Consider the following 25,026-nt stretch of genomic DNA (forward strand, 5'->3'; position numbering starts at 1 on the left):
CTTCGCGAACGGCTGATCAATTGATCCGGGAACCTACCCGACCTCACCGACAGAACGGGGGGAAACGATCAAACCTGCCGCCCAGGTACGGTCACCGCTTCTCCCCGAGACCGGGCCGCACAAGCACGCCATCCAGCAGACGTTCTTCCTGTACGTCTACGAGCCGGGCGGCAACCGCATCGAGCTGTGCAACCCGCTCACCAGGCGCATCCTGGCGCCGGACTGGCGCACCGTCACGGAGACGGACCGCACGCCGGACGCGCGAAACGGGACCAGTCAGGCCACGTGCTCCTTGATGGCCACACTGGCCAGGGCGAGCAGCAACTCCAAATCGGGCGCCGCGTCCACGTGGACGGCCACCCAGGCCCGGTCGCGGCAGGCCTGCACCTGGTCGCAGTCCAGCAGGTAGGGCTCCAGGCGGTCGATCGCCGGGGCGGTCAGGCGGACTTGCATCTCGTCGTGGCCGGTCAGCCGCAGGATCTCGGTGCCGCGCACGGCGAACGTCACACCGCGCCGCGTGTCGCTGACCGCCAGCGCCGGCCAGGACCGTAACTCCGCCACGGCGCGGACCAGATACGGTCCCCGCCGTTCAGCCAGCCGTCGCCTGACGGTAATTCCCACAGCTCCATGCTGAAGGACCGCGGACCTTCGCGTCATCGACCGTTCCACAACCGTTATGAACGCTCAGCGGTGCACGATCAGCCAGGTCGCGACGGCGGTCACGGTGTCGGAGCGGTTGCCGATGATGTGCGGCCGGCTGCACGGGAAGGTGATCGAATCGCCCTTGGCCAGGGTGACGACCTCGGTCTCGAACTCGATCGTCAGCTCTCCGGCGGTGACCGTGCCCACCTCGTACCCCTCGTGTTTGAGGAACTGCCCGTGGGCGGTGGAGATCGCGTTCGGCGGGTAGGTCGACTCGAAGAACTCCACGTCCGGCGCCGGCACCGGCGATAACCTGCGGAACGTCACTCCCCCGCTGAGCTCGATCGGCGCGACCTCCCACGCCCGCCGGATGGCCAGGCCGGGCACGGCGGGGTCGGGTTTCGGATCCTCCGGCACGTCGAACACGGCCGCCAGCGGCACCCCGATGGCGGTGACGTAGGCGATGAGCCTGCTCACCGATGGCCGCATCGTGCCGCGTTCGATCTGGGACACGGCGCTGGGCGAGATGCTCATCTCCCGCGCCACCGCGCGGAGCGATTTGCCCGACTCGGTGCGCAGGTCGCGGAGCCGCTGACCGAGTAGCTCGTTGCTGACCGCTTCCAGCCCGGTACGGCTCTCCATGGCCTCCACACCATTTTTGTCACAAGGGATTTACATAGACGCAATTGACAACCGTGCGTGCAGTCATAGGTTAACGGCAAGTGTTCAGTGATCACTTAACACTACGTCGAGGACCTACCCCCCAAGGATGCCGCAATGTCCGAACCCGCCGCGTCGATCACCGCAGCGCCACCCTCCGCCTACGACCCCCGGCTCACCAACGAGGACCTGGCGCCGCTGCGGAAGCAGACCTGGTCGTCGTACAACATCTTCGCCTTCTGGATGTCCGACGTGCACAGCGTCGGCGGCTACGTGACGGCCGGAAGCCTGTTCGCGCTGGGCCTCGCCAGCTGGCAGGTGCTGTTCGCGCTGCTGGCCGGCATCGTCATCGTGCAGATCTTCTGCAACCTGGTGGCCAAGCCGAGCCAGGTCACCGGCGTGCCGTACCCGGTGATCAACCGGGCCGTCTTCGGCGTGCGCGGCGCGAACATCCCCGCCATCGTGCGCGGCTCGATCGCGATCGCCTGGTACGGCGTGCAGACGTACCTGGCCTCGCAGGCGCTCATCATCATCTTCCTCAAGTTCTGGCCGGCCACGGCAGCGCTGAACGAGCCGGCCTTCCTCGGCCTGTCCGTGCTCGGCTACATCTGCTACGCGATCCTGTGGGTCGCCCAGGCGGCAGTGTTCTGGCGCGGCATGGACGCGATCAAGCGATTCGTGGACTGGGCTGGGCCGGCCGTCTACGTGGTCATGGTGGTGCTGGCCATCTACCTGGTGAGCCAGGCGGGCTGGGAGAACATCAGCCTGGACCTGTCGGGCGAAAGCCTCGGCTTCGCCGAGTCGATCCCGGTGATGCTCAGCGCGACCGCCCTGGTCGTGTCGTACTTCTCCGGACCGATGCTGAACTTCGGTGATTTTTCGCGGTACGGGCGGTCATTCCAGGCCGTCAAGCAGGGCAACCTCCTCGGCCTGCCGGTGAACTTCCTCTTCTTCTCCATCCTCACCGTGATCACCGCCTCGGCCACCGTGCCCGTGTTCGGCGAGCTCATCACCGACCCCATCCACACGGTGCAGCGCATCGACACGCCGTTCGCGATCCTGCTCGGCGGGCTCACCTTCGTGATCGCGACCGTGGGCATCAACATCGTGGCCAACTTCATCTCACCGGCCTTCGACTTCTCGAACGTCAGCCCGCAACGCATCAGCTGGCGTACCGGCGGAATGATCGCGGCGGTCGGCTCGGTGCTGCTCACGCCGTGGAACTGGTACAGCAACCCCGACGCCATCCACTACACGCTGGGCCTGCTCGGCGCGCTCATCGGGCCGCTGTTCGGCATCCTGATCGCCGGCTACTACGTGTGCGCGCGGCAGCGGGTGTCGGTGGACGAGCTGTTCACGATGGACCAGGCCGGACGGTACTGGTTCAGCAAGGGCTACAACCCCAACGCGGTCTGGGCCACCGTCGCCGCCGGGGTGCCCGCCATCGCCTCGGTGCTGCTCCCGAAGATGCTGCTCGACCTGGGCGTCACGACGACGAACGTGACGTGGATCGCCGACTACAGCTGGTTCATCGGCTGCGGGCTCGGCTTCGTGGCCCTGGTCGTCCTGGAACGGCTCTCGCCCCGGATCACCGCCGCCGCATGACGCACATCAAAGTGATCAACCCGAACACCGCCCTGGCCATGACCGATTCCATCGGTCGCTGCGCCAGGGCGGTGGCGTGCCCGTCGACGGTCGTCACCGCGGTCAGCCCGAGCATGGGCCCGGAGTCGATCGAGAGCCATTACGACGAGGCCCTGGCCGTGCCGGGCGTGCTGGCCGAGATCGCGGCGGGCGAGCGCGAGGGAGTGGACGGATACGTCATCGCCTGCTTCGGCGATCCCGGCCTGGACGCGGCCCGCGAGCTGGCCGCCGGCCCCGTGGTCGGCATCGCGGAGGCCGCCATGCACGCCGCCACGCTGCTCGGACGGGGCTTCAGCGTCGTGACGACGCTGTCCAGGACCGTCGGGCGGGCTTGGGACCTCGCCCACCGCTACGGCTTCGGCGCCGCCTGCCGGGGCGTGCACGCGTGCGACATCCCGGTCCTCGACCTCGAGGATCCAAGCGCGCGGAAGACCGTGACGGAGCTGTGCGTAGCGGCCGTCGAGCGCGACGGGAGCGACGCCGTCGTGCTGGGATGCGCAGGCATGGCGGACTTCGCCGCCGAGGTGTCGGACGAGACGGGCGTCCCGGTGATCGACGGGGTGACGGCGGCGACCAAGCTCGTCGAGTCGCTCGTCGCGCTCGGCCTGCGGACGGGCAAGCGCGGCGAGTATGCCGCACCCCGGCCGAAGCGCTACTCCGGTTTACTGCGCGATTTCACGATCTGAACGGAATGTATTGACGCCTGTGCAGGTAGAGGTTAACGTCGTCTCACAACTAAAAGGAAACTTTCCTAATAGTTTCCTGGCATCCCACTCCCCATTCACCCCCCAACGGATGTCGGAGCATCATGAGACACAAGATCCTGGCCTGCCTGGCGGCCTTAGCGCTGCCCCTCACCGCCGCGGTCGTCGCCCCGCCCACCGCCTATGGCTCCGCCACAGTGGTCTTCGCCGACTGGGCGCCATGGACGGCGTACGCGACGGGCACGCGCGTCACGTACAACGGCGTCGAGTACGAATGCCTCCAGGCGCACACGTCCCAGCCCGGCTGGGAGCCGCCGAACGTACCGGCCCTATGGAAGCAGACGACCGGCGGCGGAGGCGACACCACGGCCCCGTCCGTGCCCGGCAACCTCCGCTCAACGGGCGTCACCAGCACCAGCGTCGCCCTGGCCTGGAACGCCTCCACCGACAACGTCGCCGTCACCGGCTACGAGGTCTACCGGGGCAGCACGCTGATCACCACGGTCACCGGCACCACGTACACCGACACCGGCCTGACCGCCGCCACGGCCTACACCTACACCGTCCGCGCCCGCGACGCGGCCGGCAACCGCTCCGCCGCCAGCAGCCCCGTCACCGCCACCACCACGGGCGGCGGCGGCGACACCAGCCCGCCGACGGTCCCCGGCAACTTCCGCTCAACCGGGGTCACGAGCAGCACCGTCGCCCTGGCCTGGAACGCCTCGACCGACAACGTGGCCGTCACCGGCTACGAGGTCTATCGAGGCAGCACGCTGATCGCCACCGTGACCGGCACCTCACACACCGACACCGGCCTGAGCGCGAACACGGCCTACACCTACACCGTCCGCGCCCGCGACGCCGCCGGCAACCGCTCCGCCGCCAGCAGCCCCGTCACCGCCACGACCACGGGCGGCAGCGGAGGCGGCGGCAACAAGGTGCTCGGTTACTTCGTCCAGTGGGGCGTCTACCAGCGCGGTTACCACGTCAAGAACATCGACACCAGCGGCTCGGCCGCCAAACTGACGCACATCAACTACGCCTTCGGCAACGTACAGAACGGCCAGTGCACGATCGGCGACTCGTATGCCGACTACGACCGCTTCTACCAGGCCGGCGAGAGCGTGGACGGCGTGGCCGACACGTGGGACGCCGGCGCGCTGCGCGGCAGCTTCAACCAGCTGCGCAAGCTGAAGAAGAAGTACCCCAACCTGAAGGTCCTCTTCTCCTTCGGCGGCTGGACCTGGTCGGGCGGCTTCACGCAGGCCGCGCAGAACCCGGCCGCGTTCGCCGAGTCCTGCTACCGCCTGGTCGAGGACCCGCGCTGGGCCGACGTCTTCGACGGCATCGACATCGACTGGGAGTACCCGAACGCCTGCGGCCTGACCTGCGACACCAGCGGCCCGGCCGCGTTCAGAAACCTCATGTCGGCGCTGCGCTCCCGCTTCGGCTCCGGCAACCTGGTCACCGCCGCCATCACCGCCGACGGCACCAACGGCGGCAAGATCGACGCGGCCGACTACGGCGGCGCGGCGCAGTACGTCGACTGGTACAACGTCATGACCTACGACTACTTCGGCGCCTGGGCGGCGCAGGGCCCGACGGCCCCGCACTCGCCGCTCACCTCGTACACCGGCATCCCCATCGCCGGCTTCTACTCCGACAACGCGATCCAGAAGCTCAAGAGCAAGGGCGTGCCGGCGAGCAAGCTGCTGCTCGGCATCGGCTTCTACGGCCGCGGCTGGACCGGGGTCACGCAGGCGGCGCCGGGCGGCACCGCTTCGGGACCGGCGCCGGGCACGTACGAGCAGGGCATCGAGGACTACAAGGTGCTCAAGACCCGCTGCCCGGCCACCGGCACGGTCGGGGGCACCGCGTACGCGTACTGCGGCGGGCAGTGGTGGGCGTACGACACGCCAGCCACGATCGGCAGCAAGATGAACTACTCGAAGAACCAGGGCCTCGGCGGCTCGTTCTTCTGGGAGCTCAGCGGTGACACCACCAACGCCGAACTGCTCACGGCCATGAGGAACGGCCTGGTCTGATCTGACGAGGCCGGTCCCTTCTCCGGAAGGGCCGGCCTCACCTATCTGGTCAGCGACGACCTGGACCAGGCCGTAACTGTGGGAACGGCGCGATCACAACGACAAAGTGTTCCTTGATGCACATCGTTGCGACTGGCCATTGAGAGATCCAGAATATTCAGTTACCTTGCGATAACACTCCGTGATGCGATAGTGTGTTCGATCGTGAAACTTCTGGCTTCTTGCCGCCTGCGACCCCGTTCGAGGACGGCCTGGGATGACCTTGTCCGCGAGCACAACGTCCCCACGGATGTGCTTGCGGTGGGCAGTGGTGGAGCTGTAGCCGGATCCCCCGCGTGATCGCGGGGCCTTACCAGCAGCGTGCTCTCGAATTCGGGTCAGCAGACAACCCAGGGATCAGGGACGAAACGGGGCTCGAAGGCCGTAGGGCACCGGGCGCGGGACATGTGCGAGGTGAGATCTTCGGTGGTTCACCTACCGCCGGGGGCGTCACCCCGGACCGCGAGGTTCGGGAGAAGGGACGTGAGTCCCCGCCGTATGTGTTCGTGCTCGACAAGCATGGACGTCCGCTGCAGCCCTGCACCCCGGCCAGGGCGCGCCAGCTGCTGAAGAAGGGACGGGCCGTTGTCCACCGTCACACGCCGTTTGTCATCCGCCTCAAGGACCGCACCATCGATGAGAGCGAGGTGGACGGGGTAGAACTGGGCACTGACCCCGGCTCCCAGCACACCGGCATCGCGGTGTTCACCGCCGAGGCCGGTGAGCGCCGCGCCCGGTACGGCATCCGGCTCGACCACCGCGGCGCGACCATCCGCAAGAAGATGCAGCAGCGGGCCGTCTACCGGTGTGGCCGCCGCAGCCGGAACCTGCGCTACCGCAAGCCCCGCTTCGACAACCGCACCCGCCCCAAGGGCTGGTTCCCACCATCCCTGCACCACCGGGTGGCCACCACCGTCTCCTGGATCGACCGGCTGACCCGCTGGGCACCGGTGCGGGCGGTGCACCTGGAGCGGGTCGCATTCGACACCCACGCCATCAGCGTCGGCCGACGGTTGGAAGGGGTGGAGTACCAGCAGGGCACTCTCGCCGGATACGAGGTGCGGGAGTACCTGCTGGCGGAATGGGGACGGCGGTGTGCCTACTGCGGCGTGTCGGATGTGCCGTTGAACATCGACCACATCCACCCCGCAGCCGAGGAGGCACCGACCGCATCAGCAACCTAACGCTAGCCTGCGTGCCGTGCAACGAGGCGAAGTCCAACCGGCCCATCGGAGAGTTCCTTGCGAGCAAGCCGAAGCTGCTCACCACAATCCTGGCGCAGGCCAAGGCGCCTCTTCGGGACGTCGCTGCCGTGCAGTCCACTCGATGGGCGCTGTGGCGAGCACTCGACGCTCGTTTGCCCACTCATGTGGCCTCTGGGGGCCGCACAAAGTGGAACCGTACCCGTAACCACCTGCCCAAGACCCACACCCTCGACGCCCTGGCCGTCGGGAAGCTCGACACCATCACCGAAACAGTGTCGGCGGTGCTGGTCGCCGGATGCGCAGGCCGTGGCACCCATGCCCGCACCCGCACCGACAAGCAGGGCTTCCCCCGCCTGCGGCTTCCCCGCCAGAAACAGCACTTCGGCTTCCAGACCGGAGACTTCGCCCGAGCCGTCGTCCCCACCGGCAAGAAGGCCGGAGCCTACACCGGCCGCGTCGCCGTCCGCGCCACCGGCCGGTTCGACATCACCACCGCCCAGGGCACTGTCCAAGGCATCAGCCACCGTCATGTCCGCCTTCTGCAACGGGCGGATGGCTACGCCTACACATTCCAGCGTGAACCGGATGGGATTTGTCGGAATCGCCGACAAAGCACGCACCAGCGACCCTAGCTGATCGTCGACGATCAGACCGCGGTCGCTGCGTGGTGCCGGGCGGCCGATCCGGCCTATCGCGTCGGTGTGATCAAGCTAACCACCCTGTCACCGTTGCTCAAAGCTGAGACCAGTGGGCCTGAACGCGCGCGCGGAGCATGAATCCGGCGCGTTGTCCCGAGCGTGAGAAGACGACGGAGGGCCGGGACAATAAAGCTCAGTCCTTGGCTGGTGGCCGAATCGTCCGGCGACCGCCCGCGTCCTTCGTTCAGCGCCCTCAACAGGCCGCCGTGAGCTCGCGCACCTGCTCGGCCGTCAGCGTCACGGTGGAGGCCGCGAGGTTCTCCTCCAGGTGGGCGACCGACGAGGTGCCGGGGATCGTGAGCATCACCGGGGAGTGTGCCAGCAGCCAGGCCAGGCTGACCTGGGCGGGCGTGGCCCCGACGACCTTGGCGACGTGCTCCACGGGACCGCCCGGCGCCGCCAGCGCGCCCTTGGCGATGGGGCTGTAAGCGATGAACCCGATCCCCTGCTCCTCACAGTGCCGCAGCACGTCTTCGGAGAACCGGTTGGTGAGGTTGTAGCGGTTCTGCACAGTGACGATCTCAACAATGCGCCGCGCCTGTTCCAGCTCCTCAACGCTCACCTCCGACAGACCGACATTAGCGATCTTTCCTTCGTCCCGGAGCGCCTTGAGCTCACTGACCTGCTCCTCCAGCGGTACCTGCGGGTCGATGCGGTGCAGCTGGAGCAGGTCGATCCGGTCCACCCCGAGCCGGCGCAGACTCATCTCGACCTCCTGCCGCAAGTACGCGGGCCGCCCCACGGCATGCCACTGGCCCGGCCCCGTCCGGACGAACCCGGCCTTGGTCGCGATGAACAGCTCCTCCGGGTACGGATGCAGCGCCTCCCGAATGAGCTCCTCGTTGACGTAAGGCCCGTAGGAGTCGGCGGTGTCGATGAAGTCCACACCCAGCTCGACAACCCGGCGCAGCACCCGGATGGCCTCGTCGTGGTCGCGCGGCGGCCCCCAGACACCGGGCCCGGTGAGACTCATGGCACCGAAGCCGAGCCGGTGCACGGTCTTGCCGCCAATGGTGAACGTGCCAGTGGACTGGAGCTCTATGGACATACGGGGACACTCCATCTGAACGTTGATGGCTGCTTTCTCACCGACATCGTGTCACCCGCGCTGGTGGCCGAACCTGACCGGCTTCGGCCCGCGGAGCCGGACCTCCGGGTCGGTCATCGCCTGGGGCCGGGCCGGGAGCTCGACGGCCGGCTCGATCACCGGCTCGGTCCCTTCGGCCTCCGCGATCCTGCGGACGAGCCGCTCCCGAAGCTCGGCCGCCACCCCGGTGTGTGACGGGAGCCCCGCCCGGTTGACGAGCTCGTGCGGGTCGTTCTCCAGGTCGTACAGGGCCTGCTCGCGGTAGCGATCGGCGGACGGGTCGTCCCACGGGTGGGCGTGTTCGGCGACCGCGTAGTACTTCCAGCGGGACGTACGGATGCCACGCCCTACCTCCGACTCGCTGACCTGGAAGAAGACCTCGTCAGGCCAGGAAGCCCGAGGGTCGCGGACGAGCGGCAGGAACGACCGTCCCTGCATCTCAGCAGGTACGGGCAGTCCGGCGGCCTCCAGCAGCGTCGGCGGCAGGTCGAGCGTGCTGACGGGCCGCGAGATCGCGCCCCCTCCGTCGAAGCCGGGCCCGCGTAGCGCCAGCGGCACCCGGAGCGAGGCGTCGTGGCAGGAGCGTTTGTACTCGCCGTTGCGGGTCTTGAAGTGATTGCCGTGGTCGGAGGTGTACGCCACGATCGTGTCGTCCAGCAGGTCCATGCTGCGGAGCGCGTCCAGCAGCCGCCCGAGCCCCTCGTCCAGGCGTTTGACCTGCCCCAGGTAACCGCCCATGTGCTGGTGTGCGGTGCCGCCGAGCGCGGCCAGGTCCGGCGGCATCCAGGTGCCCTGGTAACGCTCCTCGTAGCCGTCGGGCGCCGGGTAGTTGTCCACCTCATTCTGGTGGTGCGGCTCCAGGAACGACACGAACAGGTAGAACGGCTCGTCGTGGTGGTCGGCGACGAACCTGATGGCCGCGTCCACAAGCGCGTCGGAGCGGTAGCCGGGCAGCATGACGGGGTCGTTCGCCTCATCGAACACGACCGTGCGGTAGGCGTCGGAGGTGTGCTCGAGCGCGTTCGCCGCCAGCCACGACTGGTAGCCGCCCCGCTGGTCCGGCGGCACGGGCTCACTGCCGGCCAAGTGCCACTTGCCGATGTAGCCGGTGGCGTAGCCGGCCGCGCCGAAGTGGTGCGCCAGCGTGCGCTCCTCGGGCGGCAGGACGCGGCCGTTGCGGTGGACGCCGGTCGTGGTCGGGTAGCGGCCCGTCTGCAGTGCGGCGCGGGCGGGCGCGCACACCGGCTGGGGGGTGAGCGCGACCGTGGCCTGGGTGCCGTGCCTGGCCATCCTGTCGAGGTTGGGGGTGAGCGGGCCGACGGTGTCCCACCGCTGCTGGTCGGTGAAGACGACGATCACGTTCGGACGCAAGAAAACGACTCCTAACTAACGAAGGCCGGTCAGCGCGATGCCACGCACGAAGTATCGCTGGGTGAAGAGGAACAGGACGGCCGTGGGGACGAAGAGAATCACCGAGCCGGCCGCCGTCAGGTGCCACAGCGTGAAGTACTCCTGGTTGAACAGGGTGAGCCCGACCGGGATGGTACGCATCTCGGGCGTCGTGGTGGCGACCAGCGGCCAGAGGAACTCGTTCCACTGGAAGACGAAGGTGAACAACCCCAGCACGGCCAGGGCGGGCCGCGTCTGCGGCAGGATGACGCTCCGGTAGATGCGCAGCTCCGAGGCGCCGTCGATGCGGGCCGCGCTGATCAGGTCGTCGGGGATGGGCTGGATGAACTGCCGCATGAGGAAGATGCCGAACGCGTCCATGAGGAACGGCGTGATCAGCCCTTGGTACGTGTTCAGCCAGCCCATGTTGGCCATCAGCACGTACAGCGGGATCATCCGCACGAAGAACGGCACCATCAGCGTGGCCAGCAGCGCCACGAACAACGTGTTGCGCAGCGGGAAGCGGAACTTGGCGAACACGTACCCGACGAGCGGGTCGAACACCAGGTGGGCCATCGTGATGGCGCCCGCCACGACGAGGCTGTTGACGATGAAGTTGCCGACCGGCGCGCGGGTGAACAGTTCCGCGTAGTTGCCCCACTGGGGCGAGTCCGGCACCAGCACCGCGTCCGCCGACAACGTCTCGGTCTCGGTCTGCAGCGACAGCGAGAGCATGTAGAGCAGCGGCACGATCGTGATGACGGAGGCCAGCACGAGCAGCGTGTAGAGCAGGGCTTTGCGCATCAGTAGGTGACCTCCCCGCGCCGCCCGGCACGCAGCTGCACCAGCGTGAACGCGACAATCACGATCAGCAGCAGCACCGACTGCGCCGAGGAGTAGCCGAAGTCCCTGGCGCGGAAGGCGACGTTGAAGATGTGGAAGACGGACAGGTCCGTGGCGTCGCCAGGACCGCCGTTGGTGATGATGTACGCCTGCCCGAACGCCTGCAGCCCCGAGATCACCGCCATCACCGACACGAACAACGTCGTCGGCGCCAGCAGCGGCAGTGTGATCCGCCAGAAGCGGTGCCAGGCGTCCGCCCCGTCGATCTTGGCGGCCTCGTGGTAGGTCTCGGGGATGCCCTGCAGCCCGGCCAGGAACAACACCATCGTGTAGCCCACGTTCTGCCACAACGTGACGGCGGCGATCGTGAGCAGCGGCGCGGTGTTGAGCCACTGCTGCTCGGGCAGCCCGGCCGCGCCCAGCATCCGGTTGAGCACGCCCAGCTCGGGGTCCAGGATGTTGCGCCACAGCAGCCCGACGATCGCCACCGACGTCAGGTACGGCACCAGCAGCAGCACCCGGAAGACCACCCGCCCCTTGAGCGGCTGGTCCAGAGCGAGGGCCAGGGCCAGCCCGAGCACGATCGACCCGATCACCACCAGCACCGAGAACGCCACCGTGATCAGGAACGAGTGCCGCACCGCCGGGTCGGCCAGCGCCTGGGTGTAGTTGCCGAGCCCGGTCCACTGGTCGGCCTGCGGACCGGTGCGGAAGCTGGTGGCCACCACGTTCCCGATCGGCAGGTAGAAGAAGGCCGCGAAGAACAGGATCGCCGGGAGGAGGAACAGGTAGGCGGTCCTGGCGTAGCGGCCCGCCAGGGTGCGGGGTCTCACTTGAGGAAGCCCTCCGCGCTCTGGGCGAATGTGGCCAGGACCTCGGCGGCCGGCTTGTTCTGGATGAGCACCTGCTGGTACATGACCTTGAGCTGCTCCTCCCACTTGCCCAGCTGCCCGGTGAGCCGCACCTTCTGGCCGTTGTCCTTGGCGGTGGGCAGTGCGTCGGCGAAGACCTTGATGACCTCGTTCGACTGCACTTCGGGCAGTTCCGTCCAGGAGACGCGCGGCATGAGCATGCCGGTCTCCTTGGTGGCGGCCTGCTCGACCTCGATGGCGGTGATGCGCTTGATGAAGTCCCACGACAGCTCGGGCCGGGTGGCCTTGGCCGGCACGAACATGCTGACGCCGGCCGCCTGGGTGGCCTGGACCTTGTTCTTCAGCGGCGGAGCGACGCCCAGCTCGATGTCGGGACTGGTCTTCCTGATGGGGTCGAGGTCCCACGGGCCGGTGAGGATCATCGCGGCGCGCTTGGCCGAGAACAGCTTCTGCGGTCCCGAGTAGTCCGTGCTCGACACCGGCACGGGCGCCACCTTGTGCTTGTGGACGAGGTCGGCCTGGAACTGCAGGGCGGCGACCGCGTCCTCCATCGGCGTCATGACCTTGCCGGTCTGCGGGTCGTAGGGGGTGACGCCGGCCTGGTTCAGCCACGGCCACACGTAGGTGTAGTCCTGGTTGAGCGCGACGCCGTACACGCCGTCTTTGGTGAGCTTCTGGGCGGCGGCCAGGAACTCCTCCCAGGTGGTGGGCACCTCCACCCCGGCGTCCCGCAGCATGGCCTTGTTGTACAGAAGCGTGTTGCAGGTGAAGTGCAGCTGCACCCCGTACACCTTGCCCTGGTACGAGTTGCGCTCAACGGTCACCGGCTGCCAGTCGGAGGGGAAGCCCATCGCCTGGCCGTCACGGTCCACGAAGTCCTGCAGCGAGCGGGCGTTGCCGGAGATGGCGAACTCCTGCACCCACCCGCCCGGCTCCTCCACCAGGTCCGGCACGGTCCCCGAGGCGAAGTCGGCCAGCAGCCTGGTACGCAGGTCCGGCCACTGATACTTCTGCAGGTTGACCTTGACCTTGTTGGCCTGCTCGAACTCGGCGATCACCTTGCGGTAGGCCTGGTAGTCGTGGCCGGCGTTCCAGTAGACCGTGAACGTGCCGGGCGCGGCGGTGTTCTGCGCGGTCGGCGCGCCCGCGCAGGACGACAGGACGGGCACGGCGGCGGCCGCCCCGGCCAGGCGGAGCATGTCACGGCGGGAGAGAGTGGGGGACATCTCGCATTTCCCTTCTAGGAAGAGCCCCGCCGCAGGAAGGTCCAGGAGCGGACGATCTCGCGGGCGGGCGGAGCCTCCTCGGCCTGGAGGCGGTCGAACAGCAGTCGCACGACGTCGGTGTAGTCGTGCCTGAGCGGGCCGACGGTGCTGAGCTGCGGGTTGGTGATGAGACCCTCGTCGATGTTGCCGGCGCCGACGATCGCGACGTCGCCGGGCACGCTCAGCCCGGCGTCTCTCGCCGCCGAGATTGCGCTGATCGCGGCCCGGTCGGAGGCCGCGAAGATCGCGTCGGGGCGGTCGGGAGAGCGCAGGAGCTCGGTGGCGGTCTGGTACGCCGCCACTCGGTCGTCCGCGCCCGAGGTGATGATGCGTTCCGTCACGCCGTGGCGGTCGAGCGCCGTGGTGTAGCCGAGCAGCCTGCCGACCGGCCGGTCCCGGTAGAGCTCGTGGCGGTGCGCCAGGAACGCGATGCGCCGCCTGCCCTGCGCCAGCAGATGCTCGACGGCCTCTGCGCAGGCCTCGGTCTCCGGCGTACGGATGACGTCGCAGCCCTCGAGGCCGCTCTCGTTGCTCAGCACCACCATCGGCAGGCCGGTGGCGGCGAGCCCGCTGAGCAGGTCGTGCGTGAGGTGGTCGCCGACCACGTTGATCAGCGCGCCGTCGGCGATCCCGCCGCGCAGCACGTCGATCGCCGCGTTCGCGCGGGCCTCGGAGTAGACGGCCAGGGTGATGACGGAGTAGCCGCGGGCGTCGGCCATCTCGTGCAGGTCCCTGGCGAGGCGCTCGTCGCTCGGCACGCCGCCGATGGAGCTCAGCACCAGGCAGACCCGCTGGGTGCGGCGCTTGCGCAGGCTCCTCGCGGCCTGGTTGGGGGTGTAGCCGAGCTGCCTGGCGGCGTCCAGCACCCGCTGCCTCGTCTCGGCGGCGACCGGGCGGTCCCGGCCGCTGAGCACGTAGGAGACGGTCGCGACGGACACGTTCGCGAGTTCGGCCACTTGTCGTGCGGTAGGTCTCATGCTAGTCGAATAACATAGCATTTCCGACAGGAATACAAGGTAATTCTCTTCTCCTCATCTCGCTGGAGTGATCGGGGCGGCTCGGGGTCGGCCGATCAGCATCGCTGTGCTGTTAAACGATTAACATCGCCGGAGTACCACGACCGTACTCCTTCTCCTCACTACGGATCAACCCGTCATTTGAGGATCCGCACAGGGTCGGCGAGCAGGTCGGGGAAACATCCGCATCCAGGCGGCGGCCACCGTGCCGTCGATCGGGCGGTGGTCGCCCGACAGGCGCTGGGTGTACTTCCTCGCTCCGTGGGGCATGCAGTTTGAGCTTGTGTCTTATCCAGGGAGAAGGCGTTCATGGCTCTCCCAGCATCCCGAGGTGTTCGCATGACCCGGTTGACCGTCAACGGGGCTGCCGTGGAGGTCGCCGCCGATCCCGGCACGCCGCTGCTGGACGTGCTGCGCGGGGAGCTGGGCCTGGTCGGGACGCGATTCGGGTGCGGAGCGGGCATGTGCGGGGCGTGCTTCGTGCTGCTGGACGAGCGGGTGACGGCCTCGTGCGACACGCCGTTGTCGGCCGCCGGAGGTCGTGAGGTGGTGACGGTCGAAGGGCTGGCGCCGGGCGACGAGCTGCATCCGGTACAGCGGGCGATCCTGGAGGAGCAGGCCGGGCAGTGCGCTTACTGCCTGTCGGGGATGATCGTCAGCGCCGCCGCACTGCTGGCGTCGGATCCCCGCCCGAGCGAGGAGGCCGTGGTGCGGGCCCTGGAGGACAACCTGTGCCGCTGTGGCGTGCAACGCCGCATCGTCCGCGCGGTGCTGAAGGCGGCCGAATGAGTGTCACGGTGCAGGCGGACGGGGTCATTTCGATCGTGGCCGGGAAGGTGGAGTTCGGCCAGGGGGTGCTGACCGCACTGGCCCAGATCGCCGCCGACGCGCTGGGCGCCGACCTGGCGCAAGTCCAGGTGTTGGCGGCCCGTACCGGTGACGGGCCCGACGAGGGGTTCACGGCGGGGAGCCTGTCGATCGCCCGCTCTGGCCCGGCTCTGCGCGAGGCGTGCGCCCGCGTGCGCGCCGCCTGCACCGCCGAGGCGGCCCGCCGCTGGGGTGTCCCGCCCGAGGAAGTGACGGTACGGCGGGGCGTGTTCAGGTGTGGCGAGCTCACCACGACCTATGCCGACCTGGCCAAGGCGGTCGACCTGGAGACGGCCACGCCACCGGCCACAGGCGCCACTCATCCGGAGCCGTCCGTCTTCGTGGGCGTCAGCGTGCCGAGGATCGATCTCCCCGACAAGGTGACCGGGCGCCCACGGTTCGCGCACGACCTTCGCCTGCCCGGCCAGCTCTACGGTCGGATCCTGCGCCCGCCCTCCCCAGGTGCGCGGCTCGCCGGCCTGGCTGCGCTGGACGATGACGTACGCCTCGTACGCGACGGCTCGTTCCTCGGCGTGCTGGCCGAGGGTGAGCCGGAGGCCGACCGGGCGCTGGCCCGGCTACGCGCCGCGGCCACGTGGGAAGAGCACGACACGCTGCCCGACGAGCGCGACCTGCCAGGTTTCCTGCGCGCGGGCCCGCACGAGACCCTCGACGTGCTCACCACGCGGACCGGAGTCGGCGAGCCGCCTGCCGGGGCCGTGCATCGGGCGACCTACAACCGTCCCTTCATCGCGCACGCCTCCATCGCCCCGAGTTGCGCCGCCGCCCGCTGGTACGCCGACGGCACGCTGAAGGTCTGGAGCCACACCCAGGGCGTCTACCCGCTGCGGGCAGCGCTCGCCCAGGTCCTGCACCTGCCCGCGGACCGGGTCGAGGTGCGCCACGTCGAAGGGGCCGGCTGTTACGGGCACAACGCCGCCGACGACGTGGCGCTCGACGCCGCACTCCTGGCCCGCGCCGCCCCTGGCAGGCCGGTCCAGGTGCGTTGGAGCAGGCAGGACGAGCTGACGTGGGCGCCGTTCGGCTCCGCCATGTCGGTCGACGTTACGGCGACCGTGGACGCCGAAGGCCTGGTGCGTTCCTGGGAGTACGACGTATGGAGCCAGGGCCACACCTCCCGTCCCGGCTACCAGGGCTCTCCGGGCCTGCTGGCCGGAGCCCATCTGGAACGCGCCTGGACGTATCCGCCGGCCGTCGACCCGTCGCCCGCGTCCGGGTCGGGGATGACACGCAACGCAGTGCCGATCTACGACTTCCCGAGTCAGCGGATCACCGGCCACCGGGTCCTGCGCACGCCGATCCGTTCGTCTGCCCTGCGCTCGCTGGGAGCGTTCATGAACGTGTTCGCGATCGAGTCGTTCATGGACGAGCTGGCCGAGGCCGCGGGCATGGACCCGCTGGCGTACCGGCTGGCCCACCTGAGCGACGAACGAGGCCGGGAGGTGCTGCGGCGGGCGGCGGACGCGGCCGGGTGGCGCGGGCCCGGCCACGGGCTCGGGTTCGCCAAGTACAAGGGCACCGGCGCCTACTGCGCGGTCGTGGCGGAGGTGGAGGCCGAGGAGGACGTACGGGTGCGCCGCCTGACGATCGCCGTGGACGTCGGCCAGGTCGTCAACCCCGACGGGGTGCGCAACCAGATCGAAGGGGGCGCCACTCAGGCGGCGAGCTGGACGCTGAAGGAGCGGGTGCGCTTCGACCGGCGCCGGATCACCAGCGGCGACTGGGAGAGCTACCCCATCTTGCGCTTCAGCGAGGCTCCAGAGGTGTCCGTCGAACTCGTCGAGCACCTAGGCACGCCGTCGGTGGGCGCGGGCGAGGCGGCCCAGGGCCCGGTGGCGGCGGCCATCGCGAACGCGGTCGCGCACGTGCTCGGCGTACGCGTCCGCGACCTGCCCCTCACCCGGGACGCCGTCCTCGCCGCCATCGAGCGAGGATGATGCGCGGACGGCCGGGCTCAGCGACGCCCGCGGCAGTGACGTACTCTCAGCTCCCACCGAACTGCTGCGACAGCCCTGCGAGGAGGTCTTGTACCTCCTCCGGTTTCCAGCGCCTCACGGCGCACTGCAACCTCATGTCACAAGGGTCAACTCTGAGAGAGTGGATCACGCCTGGACGCGTTCTCGACCTCGTTGATCATGGCGAGAAGGATACGTCTCAGGGTGAGCAAGCCAAGCCCTGCGACGATCAGCAGCCAGGGAAGTTCCTGAATCGGCTGCCGCCGGAGACCAGCGCCACTGCGCCCAAGACGACGGCGGAGAGAGTCCAGCCGGCGCTCAGGATAAGTGCGCTCCTCAAGGGCTGATCGATCCTCGATCGCCGAGGGTCCGTCCGAGACACCCCGGTCCCCTCTCTGCCTGTCAGTGACCGGTGGAACCCGCCACTGCATTTCGAACAGGAACGGCGGCTCAACGATGTCCACGCCCACCGGGCTGGCCGACCAGCCCCGCGCCCTCCAAGATGCCTTGATCTGGTGGACCGCTTCGGCCATCGACGACCTGGGCCCGGGCGATCATCCCACCACAGACCGTTCACTCCCTAGCCAAATGCAATAGATTGCATCTGCCATGCAATTCTCATGCTATCCTTCAGAAGTGGAGGTGGTCGTGCATGGCGACTAAGACAATCGGTTTCGCAGTAGGCGACGAGGATCGAGCTGACCTCGACGAACTGGTCGAGTATTTCGGTCAGGGCAATCGGTCCGCCTACCTCCGGGCGACCATCAGGGTCATGAAGTCCGTGAAGCTGGCCGAGGAGCTGCGGGATCTGCAGGCCTACGGTCAGGGCAGGCTCGGAGAGCAGGGCATGACGCTGGAAGACATTCCGGAGATCACTCGGCGGATATTGAAGGGATAGCCGTGGCCGACCCCGTGCCCGTGGTTTTCGACGTGAACGTCCTGGTCGGAGCAGCTGCAGGCGGCAACAGCCCGTTCCGATCATGGCCGTCCCCGCCGCCCACGTCCGGGAACCCGTATGCGGACTGTCTCGGCATCATTGTCGATGCGGCGGAGTTCGCACTGTGGGTGTCGCCGCACATCCTGGAGAACACCGCTCGCGTCCTGGCCAAAGGACTCTTCTGGGAAGAAGAGAAGATCGAGCAGTATGTGTCCGTGTTGATCAGGGTGAGCCGGCATAGCGGAGGGGATGCCGTAGACCCGCCTCAAGTCGTGTCCGACTGCGCGGACTGGGAGGACAATCGGATCCTTGACCTGGCTGCGCATGTCGGCGCTCTGCTGGTCGTTTCCGAAGACACGGACCTGACGTCGATGTCGCCTTGGCGGGGTACTCCGATTCTCCGACCGCGCGAGTTCGCCGCAAAGGTCGACGGCATGCGACGAACCCGCCGCAGGTCACGCTGAAGCCGAGGCAGGTGGGGTCCTGGCGAGATCGTCACAGCGCGGAGTCGCCACGACCTACCAACCGCTTCTCCGGTGGGTGCGCCAGGCTCACTGCGAGCGGCAGGGCAGCGGGTTCATCTGTGACAAATGTGCCGCCTTGCCGCGATCGAGCGTGAGTAGCCGGGTCACTCAGCAGACGCTGGGCAACTCGCAGACCTTCCTCGCCATCGCTCTGGCGACCCTCTCCTCGCGGTCGAAGTCGGCCAGGGCAGCCTTGAGGCCGGCCAGCGCGCGGCGGGCGAACGCCGCGTTCCGGTAGAGAACCAGCTGTTCGTCGTTACCGATGTCGTTGTTCCCGAGCTCCTGATCGTGCGCGCCGCCACCCGGCCGGTGTCGGCGGGCCTTCTCACCGGGCACGGCTGCGCGAGCAGCTGGGTTTCACCTCGATCTCGGTACCGCCTATCACCAGCTCGACCAGGACGTACGCGACTACGCCGACGCCGGCAGGGCGCTTGCCACGCTGCGCGTCCGCAGAATCCGCAGGGCGGTGATCGCCGGATCGGCCGCCCTCGTGGTGGTCGCCGCCGCAGTCGCCTTCCAGCAGCGCCAGCCCGCCCCTCCGGACGCCGTGGCGACAGTGGCGCCCCCGACGCATGTCGTGGAGCCGCCCGCCGCGGCGCCGGCGCTTCCCGCCACCGGTGCCGTCGGGCGGGGCGCCATGGTGTACACGGCCTGCCAGGGGCAGTGCCCCACGTTCCTGCTGCTCACCGACGGGCGGCAGGATCTGCTGGGCGAGCGGACCGTCAATCCGCCGGGCAACATCACGCTCTCCCCTGACGGGCGCTGGCTCGGCCGGCCCGTCAACGGTGGTTACGAAGTAAGGGACCTCCTGGCCGGCACGGTGCACACACTCCAGCCCCCGGCAGGTGGCGACGCGGACAGCGCCTACAGCCCGTGAGCGTGGTCCGCGGACTCGCAACGGCTGCTGGTCGGCTACCACGCCAGCGGAAACGTCGGCAGGTACGTGACAATGGAGCTCCCGAGCGGCCACACCAGCGAACTCCAAGCGCCCCCTGGGCACGAGCCGATCGGCCTGCTGCCCTCGGGTGACGTCCTTCTCCTCGATGAGGGTAAGCACGACAAGCTGCCACTCGAGCGCGTGACACTCGAGCATTCCAGCCGCCCTGTGGCCCTGACGTCCGGAGCGGGTGTTCTCGCCGACACGGACCAGGGGTTGTCGATCCAGGTACACGGCGAGCGGGTCTTCACGCTGGAGTACTCCGGCGACCGGATCACTGTCCTGGAGTTCGACCTCACGGGCAAGGCCGTAGCCCGCCTGCCGCTGGCCGCCGACCAGTTCCCGGTCGGGCCGGTCGACGGCGGCTTCGCCTTCATCCAGGTCTCTCAGGACCAGACCAAGGAACGGCAGAAGCTGGAGTCCATCACCCCCTCGGGACGCCGGTTGTTGTTCGAGGTCCCCGGCCAGGCGGCCGTCGTCCTACCAGGAGGCGCACGGCGCTGAAGCACGCGTCGTGAGCGAGACCTCGAAACACCGTTCACTTCCTCAAGACACTCGCACGAACTTCACGGCGTCCGCTCGGGCGTTGCCGTTGCTCCGAGTGAGCTTGACCGAGCCGCTCTCGCCTGCCCCGAACGACCAGGTGCCGAGCTTGACCCAGCCTGTGCTTCCGGCCGTGTAGTCCAGGGACTGTGTCGAGGTGCCGCCGCTGTGGGTGACGTCGATCCTGGAGCCGGTGTCGCTGCCGGGATACACGATCTTGTAGATGTAGACGTCGTAGGTGCCGGCGGCAGGCAGCCACGCGCCCCAGGTGGCGTACGCGCCCTGCTCGTTGCTGTAGCGCGAGGTGTTCTCCAGCGTGTGCCCGCGGATGCTGCTGGTCGTCCAGGTGCCGGTCTCGGCGTAGCGGTAGGCCGTGGGGCCCTCGTTGTCGGTGTAGCCGTCGCGCTGGTAGTAGCGGAAGTAGTCGAACTGCACCTGGCCCGGCAGCGCCGACCTGTCGACACCTGGGCTGTTCTGCAGGTTGATCGCGATGGTGGTCAGCCAGACGTTGATGAAGTCATGCTGGGTGCAGCAGGTCGGTGAGTAGTTCCCGGTGTACTTCAGCACCCCGTCGACGTAGAACTTCACCTGGGTCTCGGCCCACTCGAAGCCGTAGGTGTGGAACGCGGCCGAGGTGTCGAACCCGGTGTTGTAGTGCCCGCTGCTGACGGTCGTCTTGGTGCCGTCCGGCTTCCAGCCGTGCACGTTGTGGGTCAGGCGTCCCGGCACGTGGGAGTCCATCTCGAACCCGTCGATCTCGGTACGCCGGCCGGAGTGGTAGGTGTTGCTCCCGTCACCGGCCATGGCCCAGAACGACGTGTGCCAGCCGGAACCGACATTGGTCTTGGCCCTGGTCTCGTAGTAGCCGTAGCGGAAGGCCTTCTTGCTGACGAGGCCGCCACCTGAGTACGCCATCCCGTCATAGGGCTCAGGCTCCTCCTTGAGGTGGATGGTCATGAGTCCGTCGCCGACGGTGACGTTGCCGGGCCGCTGGGCGCTCCAGCCCTTCACGTCAGTGCGGTAGTTCCACTTGCTGGTGTCGACGGACGTGCCGTTGAACTCGTCCGACCACACCAGCGTGTAGTCGGCCGGCGCGGCCGCCTGTGCGGTCGCCGGGATCTGTACGGCGAGCAGCGTTAATCCGAGAACGAGCAGTATGCGTGCGAACATGGAGAACACACCTCTCACGTGGTGTACGGGAGTCCGCCCGGTGGAGACGCGGGAATGGCGGTTCCGCGCGTGTCCGCTGCCGGGCGGCTCTCTTATTTCTGCAGGCCCTTGACGGTCTCGGCGGCCTTGGCCAGCGCGTCCTTGGCCGACGCCTGGCCCACGAGCACGGCCTGCACCTGCTCGGCGATGGTCGTTTCGATCTGGGCGTATCCGGCGTAGCGCCAGAACGGGTTCGGCGCGGCTGTCTTGGTGATCTTCTCGGTCCATTCGGTGGTGAAGGCGTCGCCGGCCACCTTGGGGTCGGCCAGGCCGGCGGTGGTGGTCGGCGGCAGCTTCACCTTCTCGAAGAAGCCGGCGACGGTGGCGGTGTCGGACGTGGCGAACTTCGCGAAGTCGGCCGCGGCGTCGGCGCCCTCGCCCTCCACGACCACGATCACGTGGCCCCACAACAACGCCTGCGGCGTGCCGCCGGCGTTGAGCACGGGGCGGGCGAGCGGCTTCATCTTCTCGGTCAGCGACTTGTCCGGCGACTGGCCGGCCACCACGCCCCGGGCGATGATCGCGTCGTCGTAGAAGGCCGCCTTGCCCTGGGCGAACAGCGCGCGGGCGTCGAAGCGGTCCACGTCGGGTGCGATGAGCTTGGCGTCGTACAGCTTCTTGTACCACTCGACGGCCGCCACCGACGCGTCGTCCCCGACGGTGATCTGGTCGCCGTCCAGCAGTGAACTGCCGAAGGTCTTCATCCACGGCAGGATGTCCTTCAGCTGGGCCGCCTTGGTGGCCGCCGCGTAGGGCACGACGCCGTCGCCCAGCTTGGCCACCTTGTTCAGCGCCGCCTCGAACTCCTCGATCGTGACAGGCAGCTCAGACACGCCGGCCTTCTCCAGGATCTCAGTGTTGGCGATCAGGCCGATGGAGCCGGTCGTCCACGGCAGTCCTAGCTGCTTGCCGCCGAACTGCCCGCTGGACAGCGCCACCTCGGTGTAGCCGCCCTGCGCCGCGTGCGCCGACAGGTCGCGCAGCTTGCCCAGCGAGGCCAGCGCCGCCAGCCAGGCGACGTCGAGCTGTACGGCACCGCTGAGCTGGCCGCCCCTGATCTTCAGGGTGACCTGGTTCAGATACTCGTTGTACGGGAACGAGGCCGTGTTGATCGTGACTTTGCGGGCCGAGGCATAGGCGTCCACGATCGCCTGCACGGCGGCCTTCTGCGCCTCCTCGTTCAGCGACCAGGAGGTGAAGCCGAAGGTCTTGGCGGCGGCGTCACCCGAAGACGGGGCCGTGCCGCCCCCGGTGGCGTCTGGGGCGCAGGCGGACAGGGCCGTGACGCCGAGCGTGGACAGGCCGAGGAGGCGCAGGGCATCCCTGCGGTTCATGGGGGGCATCGGTTTCTCCTCTTAGGAGGGTCAGCCCTTGACGGCGCCGGCCGTCAACCCGCCGACCAGGTATCGCTGCAGGAACATGAACGCGGCGATGACCGGGAGCGAGACGACGAAGGACGCGGCCATCAGGTCTGGCCAGGCGGTTTGGAACTCCCCGAGATAGGTGTGCACCAGCCCGGGTGGCAGGGTCTGCCGCTCGGGGTCGGCGAGGGTGAGGGCGAAGATGAAGTCGTTCCAGGCCCGGACGAAGGCGAACAGGCCGGCGGCGACGAGACCGGGGGCGGACAGGGGAAGTGCGACCTGGTGCAGGGTCCTCCAGCGCGAGGCGCCGTCGATGGCCGCCGCCTCCATGAGGGACCTGGGGACGGTGTCGAAGATGCCCTTGAGCATCCACACGCACAGCGGGAGCGTGAACGTGGTGAAGCTGAGGATCAACGCGGTGTAGGCGCCCAGCAGGCCGGTGGCGCTGAACACCGCGTAGAGGGTGATCAGCAGCAACGCCTGCGGGAACATCTGCGAGGCCAGCACCAGGTGCATCAGCGAGGTGCGTCCGCGGTATCTGAACCTGGAGAACGCGTAGGCCATGTAGGCGGAGACGATCACGCTCAGAACCGCTGTGATCAGCGAGACGATGACACTGTTGACCAGGTAGCCGAACAGCTTCTCGTTCTTCGCCAGGTTCACGAAGTGCTCGAGCGTGATCTCGGTCGGGATCAGGGACGGCGGGAAGCTGAACGCCTTCTCGTCGGGGGTGAAGGCCGTGACGAGCAGCCAGTAGACCGGCGCCAGCCCGAAGAGCCCGATGACTCCCACGGCAACCCAGGCCGCCACCCTGGATCTGACCACGTCAGGCCGCCGCCGAGCCCGGACGGGCCGGACGAGGGCCGCCGTGCGGGAGGGAGTGGCGGTGACGGTCATCGGGCGTCCTCCTTCTCATGGCGCAGGTAGACGGCCACGAGGATGAGGAGCAGGAGCATCCAGAGCCCGCCCAGGGCGGTGGCGTGGCCGAGGTCGAAGCCCTTGAAGGCGGTGTCGTAGACGGCCACCGCGAAGGTCTTGGTGGCGCCCGCCGGTCCGCCGCCGGTCAGCACGTAGATGGTGTCGAAGTGCTGGAAGTTCCAGATGAACTCCAGCAGGAACACGATCCCGGCGATCCCCTTCATGTGCGGCACCGTTACCGACCAGAAGCGGCGGATCGTGCCGGCGCCGTCCACGGAGGCGGCCTCGTGCAGTTCCTTCGGCATGGTCTGCAGCCCGGCCAGCAGCATGACCATCATCCAGGGGAAGCTCGCCCAGGTCTTGGTGACGATCACGGCCAGCATGGCCGTGTCCGGATTCCCGAGCCAGCTGAAGTGCGTCCCGAGGATGCCGTTCAGCACCCCGTAGTTCGCGTTGAAGATCCAGAGCCAGAGAAACGACACCACGACACCGGGGATGACCCAGGGGAAGAGGAAGAGCCCGCGGAGGACGCCGCTGCCGCGAATCCCGGCGTTCAACGCCAGGGCCAGCGCGTAGCCCAGCACGAAGGGGGCCACGGTGGCGCCCACCGTGAAGATCATGGTGTTCCTGAACACCGGCCAGAAGTCCCCGCCCAGCACGTCGGCGAAGTTCGCCAGGCCCACGAACAGCCGCCCGGGCCGCACCAGACTCTGCTCGAAGAACCCCGTCACCAGCGCCGACACCAGCGGATACGCGATGATCGCGCCGAACAGCGCCAGCCCGGGCAGCATGAGCAACCAGGCGAACTGGGCGTCGGACAACCGTCTCATCGCGCGCCTGCCAGGTACATCGGCCCCACGTATCCCAGGGCGATGCTGATCGAGTCGGCCGTCTCGATCACTGTCCGGGCCAGTTCCGCCTCCCGCGCCGGCAGGTCGATGGCGGACAGCGGGCCGGAGATGGAGATGGCCGCGGCGATCCCTCCGGTCTGGTCCCTGATCGGCGCCGCCACGCAGGCCCGCCCGAAGGCGAGCTCCTCCACCTCGGTGGCGTAGCCCCGTGCCGCGCACGCGGCCAGTTCCTCGTCCAGCTTCTGATGCGTGCTGATCGTGTGGGAGGTGAACCCGTACATCGACGGCAGCAGTGTCCTGCGCTCCTCAGGCGTCAACGCCAGCAGGAGGCACTTGCCGATGCCGGTGGCGTACAAGGGCTTGCGCTGCCCTGTCAGCACGAAGGACCGCGGCGCCAGCCGGCCCTCGAAGTTCAGCAGATAGAACATCGAGTCGCCGCGGCGTATCGCCACGTTCACCCCCAGGCCGAGCGTCGCGGCCAGATCCTGCGTCACCTGGCGCGCTTCACGGTGCACCGGGTGCTGGTTCAGCGCGACGCCGCCGAGGGTGATGGGCGCCGTGCCGAGCCGGTAGAGCCCGCTCACCTCGTCACGCTCGACGAACTCCAGCTGCTCGAGCGTGGCCAGCAGCCGTGAGGCGGTGGAGGTGCCGAGCCCGGTCGCCTTGGCGACGTCCGACACCCGCAGCTCGGGCCGGCCGGACAGGAACGCGCGCAGGACCGCGGCGGCCCGTTCTACGCTCTGATTACTGCTCTGTTCGGAAGCCAACCTAGCTCCATTGCAATTGTTTTGCGA

At 68.3% G+C, this 25,026-nt stretch carries 25 protein-coding genes; 11 read left to right on the top strand and 14 right to left on the bottom strand.

The features are described from left to right. Nucleotides 1-276: 276 nt before the first annotated feature. Together ACTWPT_RS12500 and ACTWPT_RS12505 are read right to left on the bottom strand one after the other, a co-directional pair. A complete protein-coding gene (locus ACTWPT_RS12500) occupies nt 277-561 on the bottom strand; it encodes a luciferase domain-containing protein (RefSeq protein ID WP_443177477.1) in 285 nt (94 codons plus the stop codon). Between the two features lie 123 nt (nt 562-684). Beyond that, entirely contained in the window at nt 685-1,284 is a 600-nt protein-coding gene (locus ACTWPT_RS12505; RefSeq protein WP_443177478.1) for a helix-turn-helix domain-containing protein, read from the bottom strand. A 135-nt stretch (nt 1,285-1,419) separates the two neighbouring features. On the opposite strand from ACTWPT_RS12505, the gene ACTWPT_RS12510 reads away from it, so the two are divergent. The 5 genes from ACTWPT_RS12510 to ACTWPT_RS12530 all read left to right on the top strand — a co-directional run bounded on the left by ACTWPT_RS12510 (nt 1,420) and on the right by ACTWPT_RS12530 (nt 7,571). Continuing rightward, on the top strand, nt 1,420-2,907 hold the full coding sequence (locus tag ACTWPT_RS12510; protein WP_443177479.1) for an NCS1 family nucleobase:cation symporter-1: 1,488 nt from the start codon (nt 1,420-1,422) through the stop codon (nt 2,905-2,907). Then, the gene (locus ACTWPT_RS12515) at nt 2,904-3,632 is read left to right on the top strand and encodes an aspartate/glutamate racemase family protein (RefSeq protein ID WP_443177480.1); all 729 of its coding nucleotides are present in this window, start codon (nt 2,904-2,906) and stop codon (nt 3,630-3,632) included. Before ACTWPT_RS12510 ends, ACTWPT_RS12515 begins: the two co-directional genes overlap by 4 nt. Before the next feature lie 122 nt (nt 3,633-3,754). Next, complete coding sequence (locus ACTWPT_RS12520) at nt 3,755-5,695, top strand: glycosyl hydrolase family 18 protein (RefSeq protein ID WP_443177481.1); 1,941 nt, start codon at nt 3,755-3,757, stop codon at nt 5,693-5,695. Between the two features lie 545 nt (nt 5,696-6,240). Continuing rightward, the gene (gene iscB / locus ACTWPT_RS12525; RefSeq protein ID WP_443177482.1) at nt 6,241-6,918 is read left to right on the top strand and encodes an RNA-guided endonuclease IscB; all 678 of its coding nucleotides are present in this window, start codon (nt 6,241-6,243) and stop codon (nt 6,916-6,918) included. Beyond that, on the top strand, nt 6,816-7,571 hold the full coding sequence (locus ACTWPT_RS12530) for an HNH endonuclease (RefSeq protein ID WP_443177483.1): 756 nt from the start codon (nt 6,816-6,818) through the stop codon (nt 7,569-7,571). Before iscB ends, ACTWPT_RS12530 begins: the two co-directional genes overlap by 103 nt. A gap of 259 nt (nt 7,572-7,830) precedes the next feature. Here ACTWPT_RS12530 and ACTWPT_RS12535 read toward each other — a convergent pair whose 3' ends face one another. Genes ACTWPT_RS12535 through ACTWPT_RS12560 form a run of 6 tightly spaced genes read right to left on the bottom strand, consistent with a single transcriptional unit; the run spans nt 7,831 to nt 14,049 of the window. Further along, nucleotides 7,831-8,685, bottom strand: coding sequence for an aldo/keto reductase (locus ACTWPT_RS12535; RefSeq protein ID WP_443177484.1), 855 nt, complete (start codon nt 8,683-8,685; stop codon nt 7,831-7,833). A 51-nt stretch (nt 8,686-8,736) separates the two neighbouring features. Continuing rightward, complete coding sequence (locus ACTWPT_RS12540; protein WP_443177485.1) at nt 8,737-10,095, bottom strand: sulfatase-like hydrolase/transferase; 1,359 nt, start codon at nt 10,093-10,095, stop codon at nt 8,737-8,739. 15 nt (nt 10,096-10,110) lie between these two features. Next, nucleotides 10,111-10,917 carry a carbohydrate ABC transporter permease gene (locus ACTWPT_RS12545; protein ID WP_443177486.1) on the bottom strand — a complete coding sequence of 269 codons (807 nt, stop codon included), beginning with the start codon at nt 10,915-10,917 and terminating at the stop codon, nt 10,111-10,113. After that, complete coding sequence (locus tag ACTWPT_RS12550) at nt 10,917-11,789, bottom strand: carbohydrate ABC transporter permease (RefSeq protein WP_305920712.1); 873 nt, start codon at nt 11,787-11,789, stop codon at nt 10,917-10,919. Before ACTWPT_RS12550 ends, ACTWPT_RS12545 begins: the two co-directional genes overlap by 1 nt. Then, a complete protein-coding gene (locus ACTWPT_RS12555; RefSeq protein WP_305920713.1) occupies nt 11,786-13,054 on the bottom strand; it encodes a sugar ABC transporter substrate-binding protein in 1,269 nt (422 codons plus the stop codon). Before ACTWPT_RS12555 ends, ACTWPT_RS12550 begins: the two co-directional genes overlap by 4 nt. A gap of 14 nt (nt 13,055-13,068) precedes the next feature. Next, entirely contained in the window at nt 13,069-14,049 is a 981-nt protein-coding gene (locus ACTWPT_RS12560) for a LacI family DNA-binding transcriptional regulator (protein ID WP_443177487.1), read from the bottom strand. A gap of 399 nt (nt 14,050-14,448) precedes the next feature. Between ACTWPT_RS12560 and ACTWPT_RS12565 the strand changes: the two genes are divergently transcribed. From ACTWPT_RS12565 to ACTWPT_RS12580, 4 genes are all read left to right on the top strand, one after another. After that, nucleotides 14,449-14,898 carry a (2Fe-2S)-binding protein gene (locus ACTWPT_RS12565; RefSeq protein WP_443177488.1) on the top strand — a complete coding sequence of 150 codons (450 nt, stop codon included), beginning with the start codon at nt 14,449-14,451 and terminating at the stop codon, nt 14,896-14,898. Further along, complete coding sequence (locus ACTWPT_RS12570; RefSeq protein WP_443177489.1) at nt 14,895-16,934, top strand: molybdopterin cofactor-binding domain-containing protein; 2,040 nt, start codon at nt 14,895-14,897, stop codon at nt 16,932-16,934. The genes ACTWPT_RS12565 and ACTWPT_RS12570 overlap by 4 nt, the downstream gene beginning before the upstream one ends. Before the next feature lie 670 nt (nt 16,935-17,604). After that, nucleotides 17,605-17,850, top strand: a complete 246-nt coding sequence (locus tag ACTWPT_RS12575) for a hypothetical protein (RefSeq protein WP_443177490.1) — start codon at nt 17,605-17,607, stop codon at nt 17,848-17,850. A 2-nt stretch (nt 17,851-17,852) separates the two neighbouring features. Further along, the gene (locus ACTWPT_RS12580; RefSeq protein ID WP_443177491.1) at nt 17,853-18,353 is read left to right on the top strand and encodes a PIN domain-containing protein; all 501 of its coding nucleotides are present in this window, start codon (nt 17,853-17,855) and stop codon (nt 18,351-18,353) included. A gap of 168 nt (nt 18,354-18,521) precedes the next feature. Here the strand turns inward: ACTWPT_RS12580 and ACTWPT_RS12585 are convergent, their stop codons facing one another. Next, nucleotides 18,522-18,749 carry a hypothetical protein gene (locus tag ACTWPT_RS12585; RefSeq protein WP_443177492.1) on the bottom strand — a complete coding sequence of 76 codons (228 nt, stop codon included), beginning with the start codon at nt 18,747-18,749 and terminating at the stop codon, nt 18,522-18,524. Between the two features lie 130 nt (nt 18,750-18,879). On the opposite strand from ACTWPT_RS12585, the gene ACTWPT_RS12590 reads away from it, so the two are divergent. Both ACTWPT_RS12590 and ACTWPT_RS12595 read left to right on the top strand, forming a co-directional pair. Beyond that, on the top strand, nt 18,880-19,290 hold the full coding sequence (locus ACTWPT_RS12590) for a hypothetical protein (RefSeq protein WP_443177493.1): 411 nt from the start codon (nt 18,880-18,882) through the stop codon (nt 19,288-19,290). A gap of 72 nt (nt 19,291-19,362) precedes the next feature. Beyond that, nucleotides 19,363-19,854 carry a hypothetical protein gene (locus ACTWPT_RS12595; RefSeq protein WP_443177494.1) on the top strand — a complete coding sequence of 164 codons (492 nt, stop codon included), beginning with the start codon at nt 19,363-19,365 and terminating at the stop codon, nt 19,852-19,854. Between the two features lie 42 nt (nt 19,855-19,896). Here ACTWPT_RS12595 and ACTWPT_RS12600 read toward each other — a convergent pair whose 3' ends face one another. The 5 genes from ACTWPT_RS12600 to ACTWPT_RS12620 form a co-directional block, all read right to left on the bottom strand. Next, nucleotides 19,897-21,063 (bottom strand): family 16 glycosylhydrolase, encoded by a 1,167-nt coding sequence (locus ACTWPT_RS12600; RefSeq protein WP_443177495.1) that lies wholly within the window; start codon nt 21,061-21,063, stop codon nt 19,897-19,899. Nucleotides 21,064-21,155: 92 nt separating this feature from the next. After that, a complete protein-coding gene (locus tag ACTWPT_RS12605) occupies nt 21,156-22,445 on the bottom strand; it encodes an ABC transporter substrate-binding protein (protein WP_443177496.1) in 1,290 nt (429 codons plus the stop codon). Between the two features lie 21 nt (nt 22,446-22,466). After that, nucleotides 22,467-23,360, bottom strand: coding sequence for a carbohydrate ABC transporter permease (locus ACTWPT_RS12610; RefSeq protein WP_443177497.1), 894 nt, complete (start codon nt 23,358-23,360; stop codon nt 22,467-22,469). After that, on the bottom strand, nt 23,357-24,211 hold the full coding sequence (locus ACTWPT_RS12615) for a carbohydrate ABC transporter permease (RefSeq protein WP_443177498.1): 855 nt from the start codon (nt 24,209-24,211) through the stop codon (nt 23,357-23,359). The genes ACTWPT_RS12610 and ACTWPT_RS12615 overlap by 4 nt, the downstream gene beginning before the upstream one ends. Next, on the bottom strand, nt 24,208-24,999 hold the full coding sequence (locus tag ACTWPT_RS12620) for an IclR family transcriptional regulator (RefSeq protein WP_443177499.1): 792 nt from the start codon (nt 24,997-24,999) through the stop codon (nt 24,208-24,210). The genes ACTWPT_RS12615 and ACTWPT_RS12620 overlap by 4 nt, the downstream gene beginning before the upstream one ends. Nucleotides 25,000-25,026: the final 27 nt, after the last annotated feature.

The organism is Nonomuraea sp. 3N208 (genome assembly GCF_052245935.1).
Classification (GTDB): Bacteria; Actinomycetota; Actinomycetes; order Streptosporangiales; family Streptosporangiaceae; genus Nonomuraea.

Excerpts from the sequence above, each read along its gene's own strand:
- ACTWPT_RS12515 (WP_443177480.1), top strand. The coding sequence starts at position 2,904 with ATGACGCACATCAAAGTGATCAACCCGAACACCGCCCTGGCCATGACC.
- ACTWPT_RS12575 (WP_443177490.1), top strand. The coding sequence starts at position 17,605 with ATGGCGACTAAGACAATCGGTTTCGCAGTAGGCGACGAGGATCGAGCT.
- ACTWPT_RS12510 (WP_443177479.1), top strand. The coding sequence starts at position 1,420 with ATGTCCGAACCCGCCGCGTCGATCACCGCAGCGCCACCCTCCGCCTAC.
- ACTWPT_RS12605 (WP_443177496.1), bottom strand. The coding sequence starts at position 22,445 with ATGCCCCCCATGAACCGCAGGGATGCCCTGCGCCTCCTCGGCCTGTCC.
- ACTWPT_RS12565 (WP_443177488.1), top strand. The coding sequence starts at position 14,449 with ATGACCCGGTTGACCGTCAACGGGGCTGCCGTGGAGGTCGCCGCCGAT.
- ACTWPT_RS12570 (WP_443177489.1), top strand. The coding sequence starts at position 14,895 with ATGAGTGTCACGGTGCAGGCGGACGGGGTCATTTCGATCGTGGCCGGG.
- ACTWPT_RS12555 (WP_305920713.1), bottom strand. The coding sequence starts at position 13,054 with ATGTCCCCCACTCTCTCCCGCCGTGACATGCTCCGCCTGGCCGGGGCG.
- ACTWPT_RS12530 (WP_443177483.1), top strand. The coding sequence starts at position 6,816 with ATGGGGACGGCGGTGTGCCTACTGCGGCGTGTCGGATGTGCCGTTGAA.
- ACTWPT_RS12615 (WP_443177498.1), bottom strand. The coding sequence starts at position 24,211 with ATGAGACGGTTGTCCGACGCCCAGTTCGCCTGGTTGCTCATGCTGCCC.
- ACTWPT_RS12545 (WP_443177486.1), bottom strand. The coding sequence starts at position 10,917 with ATGCGCAAAGCCCTGCTCTACACGCTGCTCGTGCTGGCCTCCGTCATC.
- ACTWPT_RS12535 (WP_443177484.1), bottom strand. The coding sequence starts at position 8,685 with ATGTCCATAGAGCTCCAGTCCACTGGCACGTTCACCATTGGCGGCAAG.
- ACTWPT_RS12505 (WP_443177478.1), bottom strand. The coding sequence starts at position 1,284 with ATGGAGAGCCGTACCGGGCTGGAAGCGGTCAGCAACGAGCTACTCGGT.
- ACTWPT_RS12600 (WP_443177495.1), bottom strand. The coding sequence starts at position 21,063 with ATGTTCGCACGCATACTGCTCGTTCTCGGATTAACGCTGCTCGCCGTA.
- ACTWPT_RS12520 (WP_443177481.1), top strand. The coding sequence starts at position 3,755 with ATGAGACACAAGATCCTGGCCTGCCTGGCGGCCTTAGCGCTGCCCCTC.
- ACTWPT_RS12610 (WP_443177497.1), bottom strand. The coding sequence starts at position 23,360 with ATGACCGTCACCGCCACTCCCTCCCGCACGGCGGCCCTCGTCCGGCCC.
- ACTWPT_RS12595 (WP_443177494.1), top strand. The coding sequence starts at position 19,363 with ATGGAGCTCCCGAGCGGCCACACCAGCGAACTCCAAGCGCCCCCTGGG.